The following is an 18,798-nucleotide window of genomic DNA, read 5'->3' on the forward strand; positions in this document are numbered from 1 at the left end:
ACTCAAAAGTACAAACAGGGATTCAAATAAAAATGCTTTCCAAAATTATGCGCCTTGCAATACCCAAAGACCTTCAGTTAAATATATACCTAAGCCCAGATGAGTAACCCACACGCATTGTAATTCATGACAATAATAACATAGGAGATTTAGTATGACTTTAATTTTTTTTCTTATTTATATAGCGCTGACATTGTTGAATAAAATCTTGAAGCAGTGTAGGTTCTTTTTTCTTTAATATACAAATTTCATAGTGTAAGCATTCAAATAAAGATCTTGAACTGTAAAAAGCTAGTCGACTATGGAATGAATTAGGATCTTCCTGAGGATTAAAAAGCAAGTAAGCGTTTAGGAAACAATCTGCAATATTGTTGAATTGATCAAAGTCACCAAAAACAAGATAGCTTCTCACATGCATTTGTGACAAAAAATAGGCAACATCCCAAGCACAATCTCCTCGAAAGTGATCATCTAAATCAATAACAGTAACCTGTCCCTCATTGACAAAAATATTGTCCACATGAAAATCACCATGTAAAAAAGTGGTATTTTCATCTTTTAAATGTTGAGAATGGTGTAGTAACATATTATAAACCGCTTCTATATCCGTTTTTTGACTTGGAATGAGCTCTACCAAATCATGATAAAAATTTTCAAGATTTGATTTTGATCGATTCACAAAAGTAGATGAAATTTTCGGGCAAGATATCTGGTGTAGCTTTGTCAAAAAGTAAGCAACTCGAAATATACTTTCCATGATTTTAGTATTGGTGCTCGACATAATGTAAGATAACATCGCTTCTCCACGCATTTTTTCTGTCATAATCGCTTGATACGATTGAAAATAATGAAGCGGACGTGCTATTGAATAATTTGCGGATTGAAATCCATTCATCCACAAGTGATGATTCATTTGGTAAGATTTTTCCACATCTGATTTATTCTCATATATCTTTAGAAAAACGTGATCAACTTGATTGCGACTATGCTTCGTATGAAAGACAATTTCATATTCAATTATTAGCTTGTACACACGCTCTGCTCGCGATATAATTCTGACCTCATCCACTTTTCTTTTGTACTGATAACTGCTATGATATGCAATAGAAATTTCTTCTAATGATGGATATAACATGTTATTTTCCATCGTCTCCCCCTTTTTCTTCATGCCATAATACCCACTTTATTCGATTACGCGTGAGCGCGCGACGGCTCCTCGATTAAAACGTTCAGATCAAACACCTCCTGCCAATAAAATTGGATGAAGCTACCCCTTTTTGATCCTGTGTATTTGCTTTAGAAACCGCAATATATGTGTGTATTTAATCCTTCATTAAACATTTAATTCTATAATTTATGAAAACTTTTATTTCCTATTTTATATATTTTGCTTTTGTCACAAAGGATGTAGCTACCTTTTCGATCAATTATTCCTGCTCTAGTTTCAACACTTTACCAAAAAACCATTAGATAATCATATCTAATGGTTTTTTGGTATACGGTGCAAGTTAACTTCAAATCTACACCGAGGGGTGTTGGTTTGGAATAAAGTGTAAATGAAATGCTTTTCAAACCTTATTTAGTAAGAACTAAAAAAAATTCATTTTGAAAAAAGATTGATTAAAATGGATTCTTTTATTGGCAATTATTGTTAGTAAATTTGCTCATCTGAAGTAACATAGAAAATTTAGTATGACTTTAATTTTTTTTCTCATTTATATAGCGCTGACATTGTTGAATAAAATCTTGAAGCAATGTAGGTTCTTTTTTCTTTAATATACAAATTTCATAGTATAAGAACTCAAATAAAGATCTTGAACTGTAAAAAGCTAGTCGCTTATGGAATGAATTAGGATCTTCCTGAGGATTAAAAAGCAAGTAAGCGTTTAGGAAACAATCTGCAATATCGTTGAAATGATCAAAGTCACCAAAAATGAGATAGCTTCTCACATGTATTTGTGCCAAAAAATAGGCAACATCCCAAGCACAATCTCCTCGAAAGTGATCATCAAAATCAATAACAGTAACCTGTCCCTCATTGACAAAAATATTGTCCAAATGAAAATCACCATGTAAAAAAGTAGCGCTATTATTATTTATATTTTCAGAATGATGTAGTAACATATTATAAATGTATTCTATATCCGTTCTTTGACCTGGGGTGAACGCCATCAAATCATGATAAAAATTCTCAAGATTTGATTTTGAACGATTCGCAAAATTAGATGAAATTGTTGGGCATGTTAATTGGTGTAGCTTTGTCAAAAAGTAAGCAACTCGAAATATACTTTCCAAGATTTTAGTATTGTTACTCGACATAATGTAAGATAACATCGCTTCTCCACGCATTTTTTCTGTCATAATCGCTTGATACGATTTAAAATAATGAAGTGGACGTGCTATTGAATAATTTGCAGATTGAAATCCATTCATCCACAAGTGATGATTCATTTGGTAAGATTTTTCGGCATCTGTTTTATTCTTATATATCTTTAGAAAAACGTGATCAACTTGATTGCGACTACGCTTCGTATGAAAGACAATTTCGTATTCAATTATTAGCTTGGACAAACGTTCTGCTCGCGATATAATTCTGACCTCGTCCACTTTTTTTTTGTACTGATAACTGCTATGATATGCAATAGAAATTTCTTCTAATGATGGATATAACATGCTATTTCCCATGTACTCTCCTTTTTTCTTCATGTCATAATACCCATTCTATTCGATTACGCGTGAACACGCGACGGCTCCTCGATTAAAATGTTCAGATCAAGCACCTCCTGCCAATAAAATTGGATGAAGCTATTCCATTTTGATTCTGTGTATTTGCTTTAGAACCCGCAATATATGTGTGTATTTAACCCTTTATCAAACATTTAATTCTATAATTTATGAAAATTTCTATTTCCTATTTTATTTATTTAGCTTTTGTCACAAAGGATGTAGCTACCTTTTCGATCAATTATTCCTGCTCTAGTTTCAACACTTTGCTAAATTGTTCTTTTTCTGTTCGACAAAAAAACCATTAGATAATCATATCTAATGGTTTTGGGTACACGGTGCAAGTTAACTTCAAATCGACACCGAGGGATGTATTTTGTTAAATCTCTTACTCCACCGTTACACTGGTTTATCCACGTCATAACCACGCGCAAGGCATGCGTAGTAAGCAAGTAGTTGGAGCGGGATGACGGTAATCACTGGAGAGAAGAGATCATTTACCGCTAGAGGGCAGTAGTGTCGATTAACCAAAATTAAATTACAAACATTCTTCCATGTTAAAATGCTGGAATGCATGGTATACAGAAACCATCTAACTAATTGGAAGGGATCCGTGTTATCACACAAAGAAAAAAATAATTTGATTCAGTTTTTCAAAATGACGATGGGACTCACACATTGACCTATGAAATAGGTAATAAGAGCAGTGTACATTTGACCATATACGGCATTGAGTGTGGTTCTAAATAAACATTTTCCATTTAGGGGATCATTTCACACGCTCCAAAGCATTTATGCGTAGAAATCCTATTTGACAATACAACACCCTTTCATTCTAGCTTGATTTCATTCTTACGTCCCATATACCAGTGGTAAAATGAGGTAGCTAGCTCTAACGGTACATCGTCAACGCCAGCATGATGCACTGGTTTAGCTCGATGAATTGTTCCGATAGATGCAAGTCCAACCATTTGTTGTATGATATTCCGAGTTACTTTCACTTCAATGATCTTATCCCTTTTTGATATGAATAAAGAAGTGGTCATCCCCCCTGTTTTGAATTGAATGAATTGATTATTCAAAATGAATCGTGTATTCATGAATTCTAGCAGTCTTAATACAGCAATAAGAATAAACAGCACAGCAGATAAGATCCACCAAGCTTGCTCCACTTTTAGAATACTTGGTCTGAAATAAAATAGGATAGCCGTTGCAATGAACCAGATCCAACTCGGCTTAATCAAACGTACCCATAGAGATTTTCTCGGGAGACGAATCATCTTTTGCTTTACTTCGTAAGAAGGTAAAATTTCCGAAACCATTTCATATGCCCGTTTAACAGGTAAAAATGGATAGAGTGAATTGATTTCAAGTGTCTCTTCGTCAGAACTCAAACTGCCTGCACTGGTCAGTTTTACTTCGGCAAGACCAAGCAATCGTTTCATGATGGACTGCTTAATTTCAATTGCCTGCACTTTTTCTTTTGATATTGAAAAAGAAGTTTCTTCGATTACACCTTTGGTAATGTAAATACGATCATGGTCTGAGGAAATTTGATATTTCCCATATGCTAAAAATGTTCGCACGATACCGAAAGTAACTGAAGCAATGACGAGTACCATGATGATGATCGTCACCATCCATTCAGAGCTTATGATATTCATAAAAACTCCTTTGGCTTCTTTTTCCATATGAAAAATGCCATTGATTTTAGAATAAAACGAACCCACTAAAGGAATAAGAATTAAAAAGCTTAATGAAGTAAAGGATGCTTTTAAAATGTCCATTTTCGTCGGCTCAAAATGAATATTACGATTTAGATTCGCATGTTTTGTATCTTTCACATCATCAGTGGTCAATGCATCGCCGTCAGTACTTTTTATATGTGCTTCCAATCGATCTGCTTCTATGTGAGAAATAACTTCAAATTTCACAGTAGTTTCCTCACCTGTCATTCCAGTTTCAAAATGAATTGAAGTTACTTTAAAAACCCGATGAAAATAAGATGTATGTCGATGAACATTTTGTATTTTTGAAAAAGGAATGGTTTGCTCAGATTTAATGAAGATTCCTTTGTAAAGGTGAAAAGATTTATGATCAAGTTTGTATTTATGGGTGAACCACGTCCATATAATGGTTATAACCATAATTCCGAAAGCTGCAAAAATAATAATCCTACCGTATATTATGAAGCTAGATTCCGAATCCGCTTTGATCACGAATAAATACACCACAAAGAAGATAAATCTTTTGGCTAGTGTCCATAAATGAATAAGCATGAGAAGTGGATGGTGTCGTTTCGTCTTAGTCATGATTCTACTTCCTTAATTTTTGCATAATGCGCTACCTGATTTCTTAACTTGATAGCAATGTCTTTAGATAGGACAGGTATAGTGTGGGATGACCCCATTGTTTCAATTGAAATTGAGTAGAGTTCATATTTTCTAAGTATGGGGCCTTGTTTAGTTGCAACCGATTGAATTTTTGTCATCGGGACAAGCTCATGCTTTTCATATAATACACCCGATTTCAATTGTAAAAACTCTTCATCTATATCATAGCGCCAGTTTTTATAACGTAGTAATGGGTTGATAAATGACCAAACCGTGCCTAGTACAGAGATCACTACTATAGCAATCAGAATCCAACCGATCCATTCTTGCCATGAAAAAAAATAGTCTAGGTAAAGTAACACCCCGATAATCATGAATCCGATTAGATTCATGATCATTTCACTTATAATCCATACTTTGACCGCTTCCTTGGATAATCTTTTTTGAGGCATATTCATTTGGGAATATATAATCATCACCGCCCATATTTCTAAACTACTACTTTTATATATTATCATTAATACGATTCATCAAGAAATATATCTTCAAGTGATGGTTCTTCCACTTCTACACGAAGGACGTCTACCTTATACGGACTAAATGCTCGTATCATTTCAGCAATCTCATTTTCTTCATCTATATTGATCGTTACATAGTTGTCCCTTAATTAGGGAAATAACCGATGCTGCACGATCGACAGAGTTAGATAAACTTTCCGGCTTTGCATTGGGTGCAGATGATTACATTACAAAACCTTTCAATCCACTTGAAGTCGTCGCAAGGGTAAAAGCACACTTACGCAGACATGCGAGCAAGATATCAGACACATCTCAAACCATCCACATAATGGGACAGTTATAGCATCCATCGATTCGAAGTGGTTTCAAAGGGTTATTGATAACCTATTAGAAAATGCTGTCAAGTATAATCCTTCCGGAACTACGATTACAGTATCCATCTCGCTTATCGAGCAACATCTTATTAAGATTACGATTGAAGACAATGGCATAGGTATGGACAAGGAAACCCTAGATAAACTCTTCCAGCGTTATTACCGAGGTACCAACACAAGCGATTCTGGTAACGGAACTGGACTTGGAATGGCCATAACGAAACAATTGGTGCAACTTCATGGAGGGTCTATCAATGTGAAAAGCACGCCACAAAAAGGGACAACTGTAAGAATCATTTTCCCGTTATTTTAGGATTGAATCAGCTTTGTAAAATCAAGTGTCGTAATTGGAGTTGGTTTACCCAATATCAGTTTTCTCTTGCACGCCAATCGTATTTAAATCAGATAGATTGATACAAGAGTCCGTATATGAGCATAAGACGTAAACAAAGTAAATCAGGAATGTAAGCCAACCACTGATCCTCCAGTTAACCTTTCTTAAATTCGTACACATCGTTTTCTGCATCTGTTTCGATGAAATCCGTATAAATGAGCCCCTCATCTATAATTTTCGAATCTTCATATATCGTTTTTTATATCTTTCCTCACCATGTATTTTTTATTTGCAAAGGAGTGTTTTTTGGGAGAATTGCTAACCCATCTTTTTCATTTCTACTTTTTTGACAGCAAGTAAGACGCTTTCTTGTAAAATATCTCGCTATTGAAATGGGGAGGATTCTCATTCCAAGCCCTAAAAACATGAACTCCACCTCTTATACGTACCTTTAGCCTCAACTTTGTTTTATGCTTTTTTATTTACAACATAAAACCCCTTTAGACTGTCACATCTAAAGGGGTTTTATCATTTCTTACTCCACCGTTACACTTTTCGCCAGATTACGTGGTTTATCCACGTCATAACCACGCGCAAGGCATGCGTAGTAAGCAAGTAGTTGAAGCGGGATGACGGTAATCACTGGAGAAAGGAGATCACTTACCGCTGGGATGTAGATCACTTCATCTACGGTTTTTTCGAGCTCGTTATTTCCTACAGTGGTTAAACCGAGTACGTGAGCACCACGCGCTTTAACTTCTTCTACATTGGAAACCATTTTATCGTAAATCGCTGGCTGAGTAGCTAAGGCGATGACAGGGATACCTTCTTCAATCAGCGCGAGCGTTCCGTGCTTGAGTTCACCTGCTGCGTATGCTTCAGAGTGAATATAAGATAGCTCTTTTAGTTTGAGTGATCCTTCTAGTCCCACAGCATTATCTAGCCCACGACCCAGGAAGAAAAGGTTATTATGCTTAGCAATTGAAGTCGCAAATGCTTTTACTGTTTCTTCTTGTTGTAAGACTTCTTCTACTTTCTCAGGTAATTGTTTCAGTTCGCTGATGATTGTCGTAATTTCAGCAGCCGTTTTCAATTCTTTTTCTTGTGCGAAGTAAGCACCTAATAGGTAGATCGCAATGAGTTGCGAAGTGTAAGCTTTGGTCGAAGCTACGGCAATTTCAGGGCCTGCCCACGTGATCATCACATCATCAGCTTCACGCGCAACGGATGAACCTACGACGTTGGTAATCGCAAGTACACGTGCGCCTTGACGTTTTGCTTCACGAAGCGCCGCTAATGTATCCGCAGTTTCACCTGACTGGCTCACTACGATCACAAGCGTCTTTGCTGTAATGATCGGATTGCGGTAACGATATTCAGAAGCTACGTCGCACTCTACCGGGATACGCGCGAGATCTTCTATTACATATTTACCTACAAGTCCGGCATGATAAGCGGTTCCACAAGCTACAAAATGAATTCTTTCAATTTCATTGATCTCTTCTTTGTTTAAACCAATTTCATTGGTTAAATCAACTGTTTCCTCTTTAATACGGCTACCAAGGGTATCTCGAATCGCTTTCGGTTGTTCATAAATTTCTTTCATCATGAAGTGGTCATAGCCACCTTTTTCAGCAGTGGTAATATCCCAATCCACAGTCATGACATCTCGTTCGATTTTTGTTCCGTCCAATCTCATCAAATGAACGTGATCAGGCGTAAGCACAGCCATTTCACCATCTTCTAAGATGTAGATATCCCGTGTATATTTGAGGATAGCAGGAATGTCAGATGCGATAAAGTTTTCTCCTTGTCCGATTCCGATGATGAGCGGGCTTGCATAACGCACAGCAATTAATTTATCTGGTTCGTATTCACTCGTAATCGCAAGCGCATAAGCGCCCTCTAAATGCTTAACTGCAGCTTGCACAGTAGCTAGTAAGTCACCGTTCCATAAGTCAGCCAATAAGTTTACGATTACTTCTGTATCGGTCTCAGAGCGGAAAATGTAGCCTTTAGCGATTAATTTTTCTTTTAACTCCAAGTAGTTTTCAATAATACCATTATGCACAACAGCAAAGCGATCGCTGTTATCCATGTGTGGGTGGGAGTTGGCATCAGATGGTTTTCCGTGTGTAGCCCAGCGGGTATGCCCAATACCGATTGTTCCCGGTAAGGATCGCACCTGTAATTTGTCCTCTAAATTACGAATTCTTCCCATCGCTTTGGTAAGTCCAATCGTTTCTCCATTATAGATGGCAAGCCCTGCCGAGTCATAACCGCGATATTCTAGCTTACTTAAGCCGTCTAACAAAATATTTTGCGCTTGCTGCTCTCCAATATAACCTACAATTCCGCACATAAAAATTACCCCCTAAAAATTTAAAAATCCATTTTTCTCTGTTTTTCTGTCAGGCATGTTGATTTGTTTTCGCTTAGAAACAATTTTTGACTAGGATGAATCGACAATACTATTTTAAACGTCACGTTACGGTCTTTGTCTACTGGTCACCCAATAGGTTTAAACCATAACTCTGCGGTTCTGACGTGGAACCGGGAGGTACCCGCCGATCCTTTCGATAAACCTCCACCTCGTCTACTATAGACCTCTCTCTATAGTCCTGGCGCTTTTCAACATGATGCAATGAGCAAATGGTTTATATATCATCCCTCCTCCAACGTATCCTGTTTCTATGCTATTCAAAAAAAAGAAAATTGTAAAGAGTAGCACCGATATTTGGTGCTACTCTTTCTATTCTACCCTAAAACGGCTTGGATTTCATCTGCAATTGTTTTTACAAATTCGTCTAATTTTTTAACATCTGGACCTTCTGCCATTACACGGATGAGAGGTTCTGTCCCAGAGGGTCTTACTAACACGCGTCCATCTATCCCCAGTTCATGTTCTACGGATTGAATCGCTTGCTTAATTTTTTCGTTTTGATCCCAGCCCCGTTTATCTTTCACACGCACATTAACAAGGATTTGTGGGTATTTGGTCATCATTTTTGCGAGTCCATTTAAGGTTTGCGCCTTTTCTTTGATCACACGGAGTAGTTGAAGGGCTGTCAGCATGCCATCTCCAGTGGTGACATAGTCTAAAAAGATAATATGTCCAGACTGTTCTCCACCTAAGTTATAGCCACCTTCTCGCATTTTTTCAATGACATAGCGGTCACCCACTTTTGTTTGACAGGTTTGAATATGATTTTCTTCAGCCGCTTTAAAGAACCCGATATTACTCATCACAGTCGTTACGACTGTATCCTCCTTAAGTAAACCGATTTCTTTCATATAACTTGCACAAATGCTCATGATTACATCACCATCGATGAGTTCTCCTTGTTCATCAACAGCAATAAGGCGATCGGCATCCCCATCAAATGCGAGTCCAACATGAGCACGTTTTTCAAGTACGGTTTTTCGTAGCGCCTCAGGATGAGTAGAACCACACCCCTTATTAATATTGATGCCATCTGGATTAACATGAATCGCGGTAACATCTGCACCTAAATCACGAAGCAGCTCTGGAGCTAACTGATAAGCTGCGCCGTTGGCACAGTCAACAACGATATGCATCCCACATAAGTCGGTATCAATCGTTGATTTTAAGTGTTCCATATAAAGCTGTACGGCTTCCGTTTCCTCCGATATGCGTCCTAATTGCGCACCTGCTGGACGAGGTAAACGATCTTCTTGACTATCCAGCAACGTTTCGATTTCAGCTTCCATCTGATCGGTTAATTTAAAACCATCCGATCCAAAAAACTTAATTCCATTATCCTCAAATGAATTATGAGAAGCAGAAATCATCACACCTGCGTCAGCTTCCAAACGCCGGGTTAAATAAGCGACTCCTGGTGTACTCACAACGCCTAGTTTAACGACGTTACATCCTATAGATAAGATACCTGCTATTAATGCAGACTCCAACATTTGACCAGATAAGCGTGTATCTCCACCAATTAATACTTTGGCTTGTTCTTTTCCCTTTGTTAATACATAGGCACCAAATCTGCCTAAACGATAAGCAAGTTCAGGTGTGAGCTCCGTATTCGCTACTCCTCTTACACCATCCGTACCAAAATATTTTCCCATCTGTCTTCTTCCTCCTCAACAATTCTCCTAAAGTTCCATCATGATTTTATTTCAACTGTTGCTTTATATGATTTCTCATTTAACACTTTAAGGTAAGGCGGTAATTTAAATACAATAGGGATTTGATGTTTCCCTTCCGGTAAATTTGACAGATCAACTACAGCTTTCATATCACTACTACTGATTTGTTTTAGAAGGGCTGGTGCGCCTGATAAGGTAATATCTACTTTTTCACGTTTGGGTTTTTGAATCTCCGCACTTAATCCTTCACCGATACCTGTTAATTGCAGCGGGATGTCATTCATATTTTTCTGCTCAGCACGAACCATTTTAACATAGATTTCTATGTTTTGGGGTTCTACTTTTATCGCTTCTGGTTGTGTGTCAATGTCTAGTTGAATGGTTTTATCTTTCGTCACACTAGATAAATCTAATTTAGGTCCTAAATAATACTGCAGAGAATCGAGATACGTTTGAGGACCAAAAACGGTCACTTCTTTTATATCGGTATCAATACTTTCAACAGCAAATCCAGGCGGGGGTTGTTTATCAACCTCGATCTGTATCGGGACTTTCTTGTCTGGACTCGTGATCGGGACCTCTACCTGCACAACTTCAGGATCGATTTCTACATTGGCTATCGGACCACTATCACCATAGGCTTGTAGTTTCACTTGCTTCGATATCTTTGTTTTCGCATCAGAGATATCAACAACGGCTTGCACAGTTTTTAATTGTTCAAGCGTGCTTCCTGCTCCACGTACAATCGCACGTTCTGGAGATAGTATCGGTTCATTTACTTTAAATCCTTCTGCCACAGATCCGAGTAAATGGATATCTACTGCTATTTCTTTTTGGACCCGCTTTTCAATCGTGACATCTACACTGCTCGGACTTACAACATAATTAACACCAAAAGGAAGATTCTTCACTTTAACCTTCACATTACGGTGCGTTCCAGCTGATAATTGTTTTACATCTACATAAGCGGTATAGTTAATGTTATGATCTTGCAAAGTCGCATTACTACCGTACAATTCTAATGCAACTTCAGAAGGTGTTATTTTGGCTACTTCCTGGGTATCTTCGTTATAAATTGGTTCGATTTTTACATTTGATACTAATAAGGAAGGCCCTTCGGAGGTAAAAGACAGGTCAGGGTTTGTTACTGCTGCCCATACCATAATGGCTAGTCCAACAGATATAATACGTAAAATAAGGTCACTTTTTAACCATTTACTCATCTGCCGTATCATCCCCTTTTCTGCTCCATCTCCACATCGTTGCAGACGCTTTCTTTTTGGCTGATGGTTTTAATTCTTCATATAAGCGAGAAACCAGTTGTTTCTCCGATAACCCACGTTCAATTTTTCCTTTCAAGGCAATCGAAATGAGCCCTGTCTCTTCAGAAACAATAATGACGAGGGCATCCGAATTTTCACTGATTCCAATCCCCGCTCGGTGTCTAGTTCCTAGTGCCTTACTAATAAAGGGATTTTCTGTTAGCGGTAGATAACACCCCGCAGCCATCATTTGTTTGTTACGAATGATTACAGCACCATCATGGAGTGGACTATTGGGAAAGAAAATGTTTTGAATCAATTCACTACTTAAGGTTGCCTCTAGCTTTACGCCAGTCTCCATATAATCATTTAGTCCGGTAACCCGTTCGATCACAATTAACGCACCAGTACGACTCGCTGCTAAATCGGTAACCGCTTTGGTGAGCTCTCCTACTACCTGTGTTGTTAATTGCTCCTCTACCTGGCGACTTCGACCGAGTAGCCCTCCTCGCCCTAGACGTTCTAAAGCACGACGCAGCTCTGGTTGAAAAATAATCATAATCGCAATAATACCCACGGAAAATACTTTTTCAATCATCCATCCGAGGGTTTTTAAATCAAACACATTACTTAGTATCCATATTAATACAAGTACAGTCATGCCTTGTAATAATTGCACCCCACGAGTACCTCGTAATAATACCAATACTTGATAGATGATATAGCTTACGATCAATATATCAATCGCATCATTAAAATACCCTCTTAAACTTAAAAGGAATTCCATTAGCTCCCTCCGTTGTAATATACTCCTACAAGTCCGGCTCCATCGTTCGTCTTGTGTTCATACTAATATGCAGACGCATTTATGTAAATACATGCCAATTATGATAACTCGCATAATTTTCCAGTGTCAACTCAACTACAACCTCATACAAAGGACTCTCCACCTCAATGAAGAGCCCTTCGCATAGGTCAACCTGTGTTACGAAGCCCTGCGGCAATACCATTTATTGTAAGTAGTACTTGCTCTAATTGTTCCTCTGCTAAAACAGGATCAGTTTGACCTCGTAGTTGTTTTAGTAGATATACTTGAATAAAGCTAAGCGGGTCTACATAAGGGTTTCGTAAACGAATCGAATCTTGGATCACTTTATTATGATCTAAGATCTCATTTTGATTCGTCATCTCCAACAGTTTTTGATACGTGAGATGATATTCATCTTCGATCAATTTAAACATTTTCTCGGCCAATTGTTGATCTGAGACGAGCGAAGTATATTCTTTCGCTATGGTTAAATCCGCTTTAGCAAGTGCCATTTGTATATTATAAATTAGCGACTGGAAGAAGGGCCACTGCGCATACATATCTTTTAAAACCGCTATCCCTTCTGGACGTTTCTCTAAAAATTCCTTAATACCTGTACCGGCAGCAAACCAAGCTGGGAATACATATCGACTTTGCGTCCAAGCGAACACCCATGGAATCGCCCTTAAGTCAGAAAAGGAATTGCTATTTTTACGACGTGTAGGTCGTGATCCGATTTTTAATTCTCCCACTTCCGGTAAAGGCGTTCCCTCATTGAAAAATGTAATAAATTCGGGTGTTTGCAAGACCAAAGTTTGATATTTTGTCAGTGTGTAGGAAGCAATCTCATTCATCACTTTCATCCATTCTGACTTACTATCTATGCCTTCATCAAAAAGAGCATGTGTAATGGAAAGCATTAGGGCTGAAGTAGCTTGTTCTAAGCTTCTCTTGGCAATAGCTTGTTGTGCATAACGTGAGGACAACACTTCGCCTTGCTCTGTAATTTTGATACCGCCTAAGGTTGCTTTACTTGGATTAGCCATAATACTCCGATTTAGCGAGCCACCACCCCGACCAAGTGCACCACCCCGACCATGGAAAAATTTAGCTTCCATGCCATGCTTTTTAATTAAACGTGTAAGATTTTCCTGTGCTTGATAAAGCTCCCAATTCGCACTCATCACGCCACCATCTTTATTACTGTCTGAGTAACCCAGCATAATTTCTTGTACAGCATGGTCTCCTCTAAAGTTTGGTGTAAAAGCTGGGTGAAGGAAGTAAGATTCCATGATTTCCTCTGCCCGATGTAAGTCATCAATCGTTTCTAGTAATGGCACGACATGTAATCGCATTTTAGCTTTGCCTGCTCTTTTTTGGTACAAGCCCACTTCTTTAGCAAGTAACATCACTTCTAAGAGATCACTTGTATCCTGGGTCATACTAATGAGGTAGTTTTGGATGGCACCCTCACCAAACTCATTTTTTACACGCACAATGGTGTGAAATAGGGCTAAGCATTTTGTTGTCTCTGCTGAGTAATCACTATAGGTCGAGGTGAGCGGCCGTGGATCTTCCAATAGATCCGTTAATAACTGACGCTTATCCTGCTCATCAAGTTGATCATACTGAGATTGAATCCCAAGTGTAGCAAGGATTTCCGTAATGGCTTTCTCATGCTCAGCACTATGCTGACGAATATCTAATGTAAGGAGATGAAAACCAAATAACTCTACTTGTCTCATTAAGGTTTTGACATCTTGTTCGGCAATCATCGTGGCATGATGTGCACACAGGCTTTCATAGATTAAGGTCAGGTCTTGTAAAAACTGATTGGCATCATCATAAACACCTAATTCTTTTTTACCTGCTAAAGTGTGCCGTAAGCGAGCAAGGATATACGTTCCTTTACGACGGTATGGTTCATGTTGGTTTCGCCATTCTCCTTGCCCAATATCTTCTGTGTAGACCTCTTTTTTATCTTGTTCTAATGAATCGATCAGGGCCTTAGATATCTCAATTTTACGTGTGGAATAACTAAGCTTCTGAATCAAATTCTGAATCGCTTCTTCATACTTTCGAATAACAAGTGAACGTTGTAAATGAAGTGTTTCCCACGTGATTTCAGGTGTAACTGATGGATTTCCATCCCGATCGCCACCGATCCAGGAGCCGAAACGCAAAAAGGAAGGTATCGACCACTGATAATCAGGATAGTACTGTTTTAAGCTCAACTCTAACGTTTGATGAATTTGGGGTAGGATGTCAAATAGTGTTTCATCCATGTAAAAGAGTCCATTTCTAACTTCATCTAATACAGTGGGTTTCCGCTGACGTAGCTCATCACTTTGCCACAGTGCGGTCACTTCACCACATATTTTTTGATGAAGGGCCTCTTCTTCTTGTTTAGATAGATGATCTTGATCCAGTTCCATGACATCTTCCGCAATACGATGATGAATGTCTAGAATGGTACGACGCATCGCCTCTGTAGGATGTGCCGTTATGATTAGCTCAAGTGACAGATGCTTGAGTACTTGCTCTACCTGAGTAGCATCCATATTCATATCAAACATTTTTTTGACTGCACTTTCAATCGAAAATGGAAGCCTATTTTCATCATCCTCAAATTGATACTGCTTATGTCGTCGGATGCGATGATTCTGTTCTGCAATATTGACTAATTGAAAGTAAATCGCGAAAGCACGAATGACATCTTTTCGCATGTTGGGCGAGAGCTTTGTGATCTCATTTTTACAGCGCTCCAACCATTCACTTTCATTTGTTATGCGCAACTGCTTGGTGATTTCTCTTATCTTTTCCACATGATTTAATAGTTCTTGCCCACCTTGTTTAACAAGAACTTCCCCTAATATATTTCCTAAATACCGTATATCACGTCGTAACGGTAAGTCTTTAGCTGATTCTTCAGGTGTTTGTTGCGTCAAATTCACCATATTGTCTCATCCTTTCTCTCTAGTACTTCAAATGCATAACCGACTATTGTTGAAAAGATTCCCTTCACTTCCCGTTTACTAACCTATTAATTTCTTATAAGTGTGTAATTACATAATTTACCTATTTCATCGTCAGTTGGAATATTTTCTTTAGCATTCCCCCAACTTGCATTTGGAAACCAAAATCGCCTTAATTACTTGTCTGAAGTAAATTCGTTTCAGCCCAGACTGAAACACCTAGAATCAGTTGGAAAATGGAGATCTGAGCCCTCCTAAAGATCAAGCATTTCGATTTATATGACTTTTCTACTTTACCCTCGTGTATTTTGGTTAATCGACTCTACTCGTCTAGATCAAATGTTGAAAAAGCACACAGAAATTCCGTGTGCTCGTACTGCATTAAATCACGGTTTGTCCTAGCATGGATCCCATTAATGCAACTGCCACCTTAGCCGTCTGATTTTCACGATCCAAGATTGGATTCACTTCGACAAACTCAGCTGATGTTAAAATATTTGCTTCAGCTAACATTTCTAATGCCAAATGACTTTCCCGATAGGAGATCCCTCCTGGTACAGGTGTCCCTACTCCAGGTGCATCTTTTGGATCTAGCCCATCTAAATCAAGGCTTAAATGAACACCATCTGTATCTTGGGATACAATCGAAATGGCTTCTTCCATCACTTGCGCCATGCCAATTCGATCAATATCATGCATACTATATACTTTGATCCCTAAGTTTTTAATTAATTCTCTCTCACCCAAGTCTAATTCACGTGCTCCTACGATAACCGTTTTCTCTGGATTGATTTTAGGTGCGAAGCCACCAATATTAACTAAATCAGGGTGTCCAATACCAAGACTTACTGCTAGTGACATGCCATGTATATTTCCTGAAGGTGAAGTCTCACCTGTATTTAGATCACCATGTGCATCAAACCAGATGACTCCCATATTTTTATGATGTTTGGCTATCCCTGCAATCGTACCGATCGCCATGCTATGATCTCCACCTAATACCAGTGGAAAACGACCGCGCTCTACCACATCCGAAACGACACCAGCCAGTTGTTCATTTACTTGTTTAATCGCACTCAAATATTTTAACGATGATGAGCCCATATCTATAGATTCTGGGCTAGGAATTGCAATATCACCTAAATCCTCTACTTCATATCCGAGACGCTTTATTAAGCTTTGAGCTGAAGCATAACGGATAGCACTTGGCCCCATGTCTACCCCTCTACGACCTTGTCCTAAATCCGAAGGCATTCCAACAATACTGATTGGTTTTTGATTCATTAGATTAACTCCTTGTACTATCAAATTAAACCGATTATATTTTAACATATCACGTACATTAGCGAACAAATGAACATATATGTCATCTAATTAAGTATATAGCAAAAAACACAGTATGACGAACCACTTGTCCGATCATACTGTGTAATTTATAAATGAGCCATGAAGGATTCGAACCTTCGACCCTCTGATTAAAAGTCAGATGCTCTGCCAGCTGAGCTAATGGCTCAAAATAATGGCGGAGCTGACGGGATTCGAACCCGCGATCTCCTGCGTGACAGGCAGGCATGTTAGGCCTCTACACCACAGCTCCGCATCTTCATATTAAAGATGAATATTTCCCTATGTATGAGACAAAAATTCATCTATGGTGACCCGTAGGGGATTCGAACCCCTGCATGCCAGCGTGAAAGGCTGGTGTGTTGAACCGCTTCACCAACGGGCCTTATTGACTTTTCTGGAGCTTCCTACCAGGCTCGAACTGGTGACCTCTTCCTTACCATGGAAGCGCTCTGCCGACTGAGCTAAGGAAGCATGGCTCCTCAGGCAGGACTCGAACCTGCAACCTGCCGGTTAACAGCCGGACGCTCTACCGTTGAGCTACTGAGGAATATTGGAGCGGGTGAAGGGAATCGAACCCTCGCAAACGGCTTGGAAGGCCGATGTTCTACCACTGAACTACACCCGCAAGTGGAGCGGAAGACGGGGTTCGAACCCGCGACCCTCGCCTTGGCAAGGCGATGCTCTACCACTGAGCCACTTCCGCATATTTTTGGTGAGCCATGAAGGATTCGAACCTTCGACCCTCTGATTAAAAGTCAGATGCTCTGCCAGCTGAGCTAATGGCTCATACTTGGCTGGGGTGGTAGGGTTCGAACCTACGCATGACGGAGTCAAAGTCCGTTGCCTTACCGCTTGGCTACACCCCAACAAGTTAATTTATGGTGGAGGGAGTAGGATTCGAACCTACGAAGGCGAAGCCAGCGGATTTACAGTCCGCCCCATTTGGCCACTTTGGTATCCCTCCATAAATGGTGGACGATGACGGGATCGAACCGCCGACCCCCTGCTTGTAAGGCAGGTGCTCTCCCAGCTGAGCTAATCGTCCATATTTTCTTGGTGACCCGTAGGGGATTCGAACCCCTGCATGCCAGCGTGAAAGGCTGGTGTGTTGAACCGCTTCACCAACGGGCCTTGTAGATTGTCAATCTGGAGCGGAAGACGGGGTTCGAACCCGCGACCCTCGCCTTGGCAAGGCGATGCTCTACCACTGAGCCACTTCCGCATATTTTTGGTGAGCCATGAAGGATTCGAACCTTCGACCCTCTGATTAAAAGTCAGATGCTCTGCCAGCTGAGCTAATGGCTCATACTTGGCTGGGGTGGTAGGGTTCGAACCTACGCATGACGGAGTCAAAGTCCGTTGCCTTACCGCTTGGCTACACCCCAACAAGTTATTTTGTGGTGGAGGGAGTAGGATTCGAACCTACGAAGGCGAAGCCAGCGGATTTACAGTCCGCCCCATTTGGCCACTTTGGTATCCCTCCATAAATGGTGGACGATGACGGGATCGAACCGCCGACCCCCTGCTTGTAAGGCAGGTGCTCTCCCAGCTGAGCTAATCGTCCATATTTTCTTGGTGACCCGTAGGGGATTCGAACCCCTGCATGCCAGCGTGAAAGGCTGGTGTGTTGAACCGCTTCACCAACGGGCCTTATTGACTTTTCTGGAGCTTCCTACCAGGCTCGAACTGGTGACCTCTTCCTTACCATGGAAGCGCTCTGCCAACTGAGCTAAGGAAGCATGGCTCCTCAGGCAGGACTCGAACCTGCAACCTGCCGGTTAACAGCCGGACGCTCTACCGTTGAGCTACTGAGGAATATGACCAGTCACACCCTGAAAATTAGAATGGAAGCAAGTGTATGGGAGAACAAAATCAAATGTAGGTTAAGCCCTCGACCGATTCGTACCTGTCAGCTGAACATATTGCTATGCTTACACCTCAGGCCGATCAACCTCGTCATCTACAAGGGGTCTTACCAAGACCAAAGGTCTTGTGGGAAATCTC

Annotated in this window: 13 protein-coding genes, 20 tRNA genes, 1 rRNA gene and 1 pseudogene; 2 read left to right on the top strand and 33 right to left on the bottom strand. The window is 39.8% G+C overall.

Annotation, left to right across the window (positions count from 1 at the left end):
• Positions 1-160: 160 nt before the first annotated feature.
• The 6 genes from IC619_RS15680 to IC619_RS15705 form a co-directional block, all read right to left on the bottom strand.
• Complete coding sequence (locus IC619_RS15680; protein WP_191140990.1) at positions 161-1,147, bottom strand: phosphotransferase; 987 nt, start codon at positions 1,145-1,147, stop codon at positions 161-163.
• 551 nt (positions 1,148-1,698) lie between these two features.
• Entirely contained in the window at positions 1,699-2,706 is a 1,008-nt protein-coding gene (locus IC619_RS15685) for a phosphotransferase (protein WP_191140989.1), read from the bottom strand.
• 417 nt (positions 2,707-3,123) lie between these two features.
• The gene (locus IC619_RS15690) at positions 3,124-3,300 is read right to left on the bottom strand and encodes a hypothetical protein (protein WP_191141023.1); all 177 of its coding nucleotides are present in this window, start codon (positions 3,298-3,300) and stop codon (positions 3,124-3,126) included.
• Between the two features lie 254 nt (positions 3,301-3,554).
• Entirely contained in the window at positions 3,555-5,036 is a 1,482-nt protein-coding gene (locus IC619_RS15695; protein ID WP_191140988.1) for a PH domain-containing protein, read from the bottom strand.
• The gene (locus IC619_RS15700) at positions 5,033-5,527 is read right to left on the bottom strand and encodes a PH domain-containing protein (protein ID WP_191141020.1); all 495 of its coding nucleotides are present in this window, start codon (positions 5,525-5,527) and stop codon (positions 5,033-5,035) included. Before IC619_RS15700 ends, IC619_RS15695 begins: the two co-directional genes overlap by 4 nt.
• Positions 5,528-5,574: 47 nt before the next feature.
• Complete coding sequence (locus IC619_RS15705; RefSeq protein WP_249669901.1) at positions 5,575-5,670, bottom strand: hypothetical protein; 96 nt, start codon at positions 5,668-5,670, stop codon at positions 5,575-5,577.
• A 119-nt stretch (positions 5,671-5,789) separates the two neighbouring features.
• Between IC619_RS15705 and IC619_RS17425 the strand changes: the two are divergent.
• Positions 5,790-5,864: pseudogene (locus IC619_RS17425) on the top strand (DNA-binding response regulator); the annotation flags it as partial.
• Between the two features lie 59 nt (positions 5,865-5,923).
• The gene (locus IC619_RS15710) at positions 5,924-6,262 is read left to right on the top strand and encodes a sensor histidine kinase (protein ID WP_347239816.1); all 339 of its coding nucleotides are present in this window, start codon (positions 5,924-5,926) and stop codon (positions 6,260-6,262) included.
• A 556-nt stretch (positions 6,263-6,818) separates the two neighbouring features.
• Here IC619_RS15710 and glmS read toward each other — a convergent pair.
• From glmS to IC619_RS15845, 27 genes are all read right to left on the bottom strand, one after another.
• Positions 6,819-8,645, bottom strand: a complete 1,827-nt coding sequence (gene glmS / locus IC619_RS15715; RefSeq protein WP_191140987.1) for a glutamine--fructose-6-phosphate transaminase (isomerizing) — start codon at positions 8,643-8,645, stop codon at positions 6,819-6,821.
• A 395-nt stretch (positions 8,646-9,040) separates the two neighbouring features.
• Positions 9,041-10,381 carry a phosphoglucosamine mutase gene (glmM, locus tag IC619_RS15720; RefSeq protein WP_191140986.1) on the bottom strand — a complete coding sequence of 447 codons (1,341 nt, stop codon included), beginning with the start codon at positions 10,379-10,381 and terminating at the stop codon, positions 9,041-9,043.
• A gap of 38 nt (positions 10,382-10,419) precedes the next feature.
• Positions 10,420-11,625, bottom strand: coding sequence for a CdaR family protein (locus IC619_RS15725; RefSeq protein ID WP_191140985.1), 1,206 nt, complete (start codon positions 11,623-11,625; stop codon positions 10,420-10,422).
• Positions 11,618-12,451, bottom strand: a complete 834-nt coding sequence (cdaA, locus tag IC619_RS15730; RefSeq protein WP_191140984.1) for a diadenylate cyclase CdaA — start codon at positions 12,449-12,451, stop codon at positions 11,618-11,620. The genes IC619_RS15725 and cdaA overlap by 8 nt, the downstream gene beginning before the upstream one ends.
• A gap of 188 nt (positions 12,452-12,639) precedes the next feature.
• The gene (gene ppc, locus IC619_RS15735; protein ID WP_191140983.1) at positions 12,640-15,429 is read right to left on the bottom strand and encodes a phosphoenolpyruvate carboxylase; all 2,790 of its coding nucleotides are present in this window, start codon (positions 15,427-15,429) and stop codon (positions 12,640-12,642) included.
• Positions 15,430-15,828: 399 nt separating this feature from the next.
• Positions 15,829-16,731, bottom strand: a complete 903-nt coding sequence (gene rocF, locus IC619_RS15740; RefSeq protein ID WP_191140982.1) for an arginase — start codon at positions 16,729-16,731, stop codon at positions 15,829-15,831.
• A gap of 156 nt (positions 16,732-16,887) precedes the next feature.
• A tRNA-Lys gene (locus IC619_RS15745) sits at positions 16,888-16,960 on the bottom strand.
• A 7-nt stretch (positions 16,961-16,967) separates the two neighbouring features.
• Positions 16,968-17,044: transfer RNA gene (locus tag IC619_RS15750), tRNA-Asp, on the bottom strand.
• Between the two features lie 55 nt (positions 17,045-17,099).
• Positions 17,100-17,176: transfer RNA gene (locus tag IC619_RS15755), tRNA-Glu, on the bottom strand.
• 13 nt (positions 17,177-17,189) lie between these two features.
• Positions 17,190-17,265, bottom strand: a tRNA-Thr gene (locus IC619_RS15760).
• A 1-nt stretch (position 17,266) separates the two neighbouring features.
• Positions 17,267-17,341 (bottom strand) — tRNA-Asn (locus IC619_RS15765).
• A 4-nt stretch (positions 17,342-17,345) separates the two neighbouring features.
• Positions 17,346-17,419 (bottom strand) — tRNA-Gly (locus IC619_RS15770).
• A 3-nt stretch (positions 17,420-17,422) separates the two neighbouring features.
• Positions 17,423-17,497 (bottom strand) — tRNA-Gly (locus IC619_RS15775).
• A gap of 7 nt (positions 17,498-17,504) precedes the next feature.
• Positions 17,505-17,580, bottom strand: a tRNA-Lys gene (locus IC619_RS15780).
• 5 nt (positions 17,581-17,585) lie between these two features.
• A tRNA-Gln gene (locus IC619_RS15785) sits at positions 17,586-17,660 on the bottom strand.
• A gap of 13 nt (positions 17,661-17,673) precedes the next feature.
• Positions 17,674-17,758, bottom strand: a tRNA-Tyr gene (locus IC619_RS15790).
• 5 nt (positions 17,759-17,763) lie between these two features.
• Positions 17,764-17,839: transfer RNA gene (locus IC619_RS15795), tRNA-Val, on the bottom strand.
• A gap of 9 nt (positions 17,840-17,848) precedes the next feature.
• Positions 17,849-17,925, bottom strand: a tRNA-Glu gene (locus IC619_RS15800).
• A 16-nt stretch (positions 17,926-17,941) separates the two neighbouring features.
• Positions 17,942-18,016 (bottom strand) — tRNA-Gly (locus tag IC619_RS15805).
• Positions 18,017-18,023: 7 nt separating this feature from the next.
• A tRNA-Lys gene (locus tag IC619_RS15810) sits at positions 18,024-18,099 on the bottom strand.
• Positions 18,100-18,104: 5 nt separating this feature from the next.
• Positions 18,105-18,179, bottom strand: a tRNA-Gln gene (locus IC619_RS15815).
• Between the two features lie 13 nt (positions 18,180-18,192).
• Positions 18,193-18,277 (bottom strand) — tRNA-Tyr (locus IC619_RS15820).
• 5 nt (positions 18,278-18,282) lie between these two features.
• Positions 18,283-18,358, bottom strand: a tRNA-Val gene (locus IC619_RS15825).
• Between the two features lie 9 nt (positions 18,359-18,367).
• Positions 18,368-18,444, bottom strand: a tRNA-Glu gene (locus IC619_RS15830).
• Positions 18,445-18,457: 13 nt separating this feature from the next.
• Positions 18,458-18,533: transfer RNA gene (locus IC619_RS15835), tRNA-Thr, on the bottom strand.
• Between the two features lies 1 nt (position 18,534).
• Positions 18,535-18,609, bottom strand: a tRNA-Asn gene (locus tag IC619_RS15840).
• Positions 18,610-18,673: 64 nt separating this feature from the next.
• Positions 18,674-18,798 (bottom strand): 23S ribosomal RNA (locus tag IC619_RS15845); the annotation flags it as partial.

Source organism: Polycladospora coralii (genome assembly GCF_014773435.2).
GTDB lineage: Bacteria > Bacillota > Bacilli > Thermoactinomycetales > Thermoactinomycetaceae > Polycladospora > Polycladospora coralii.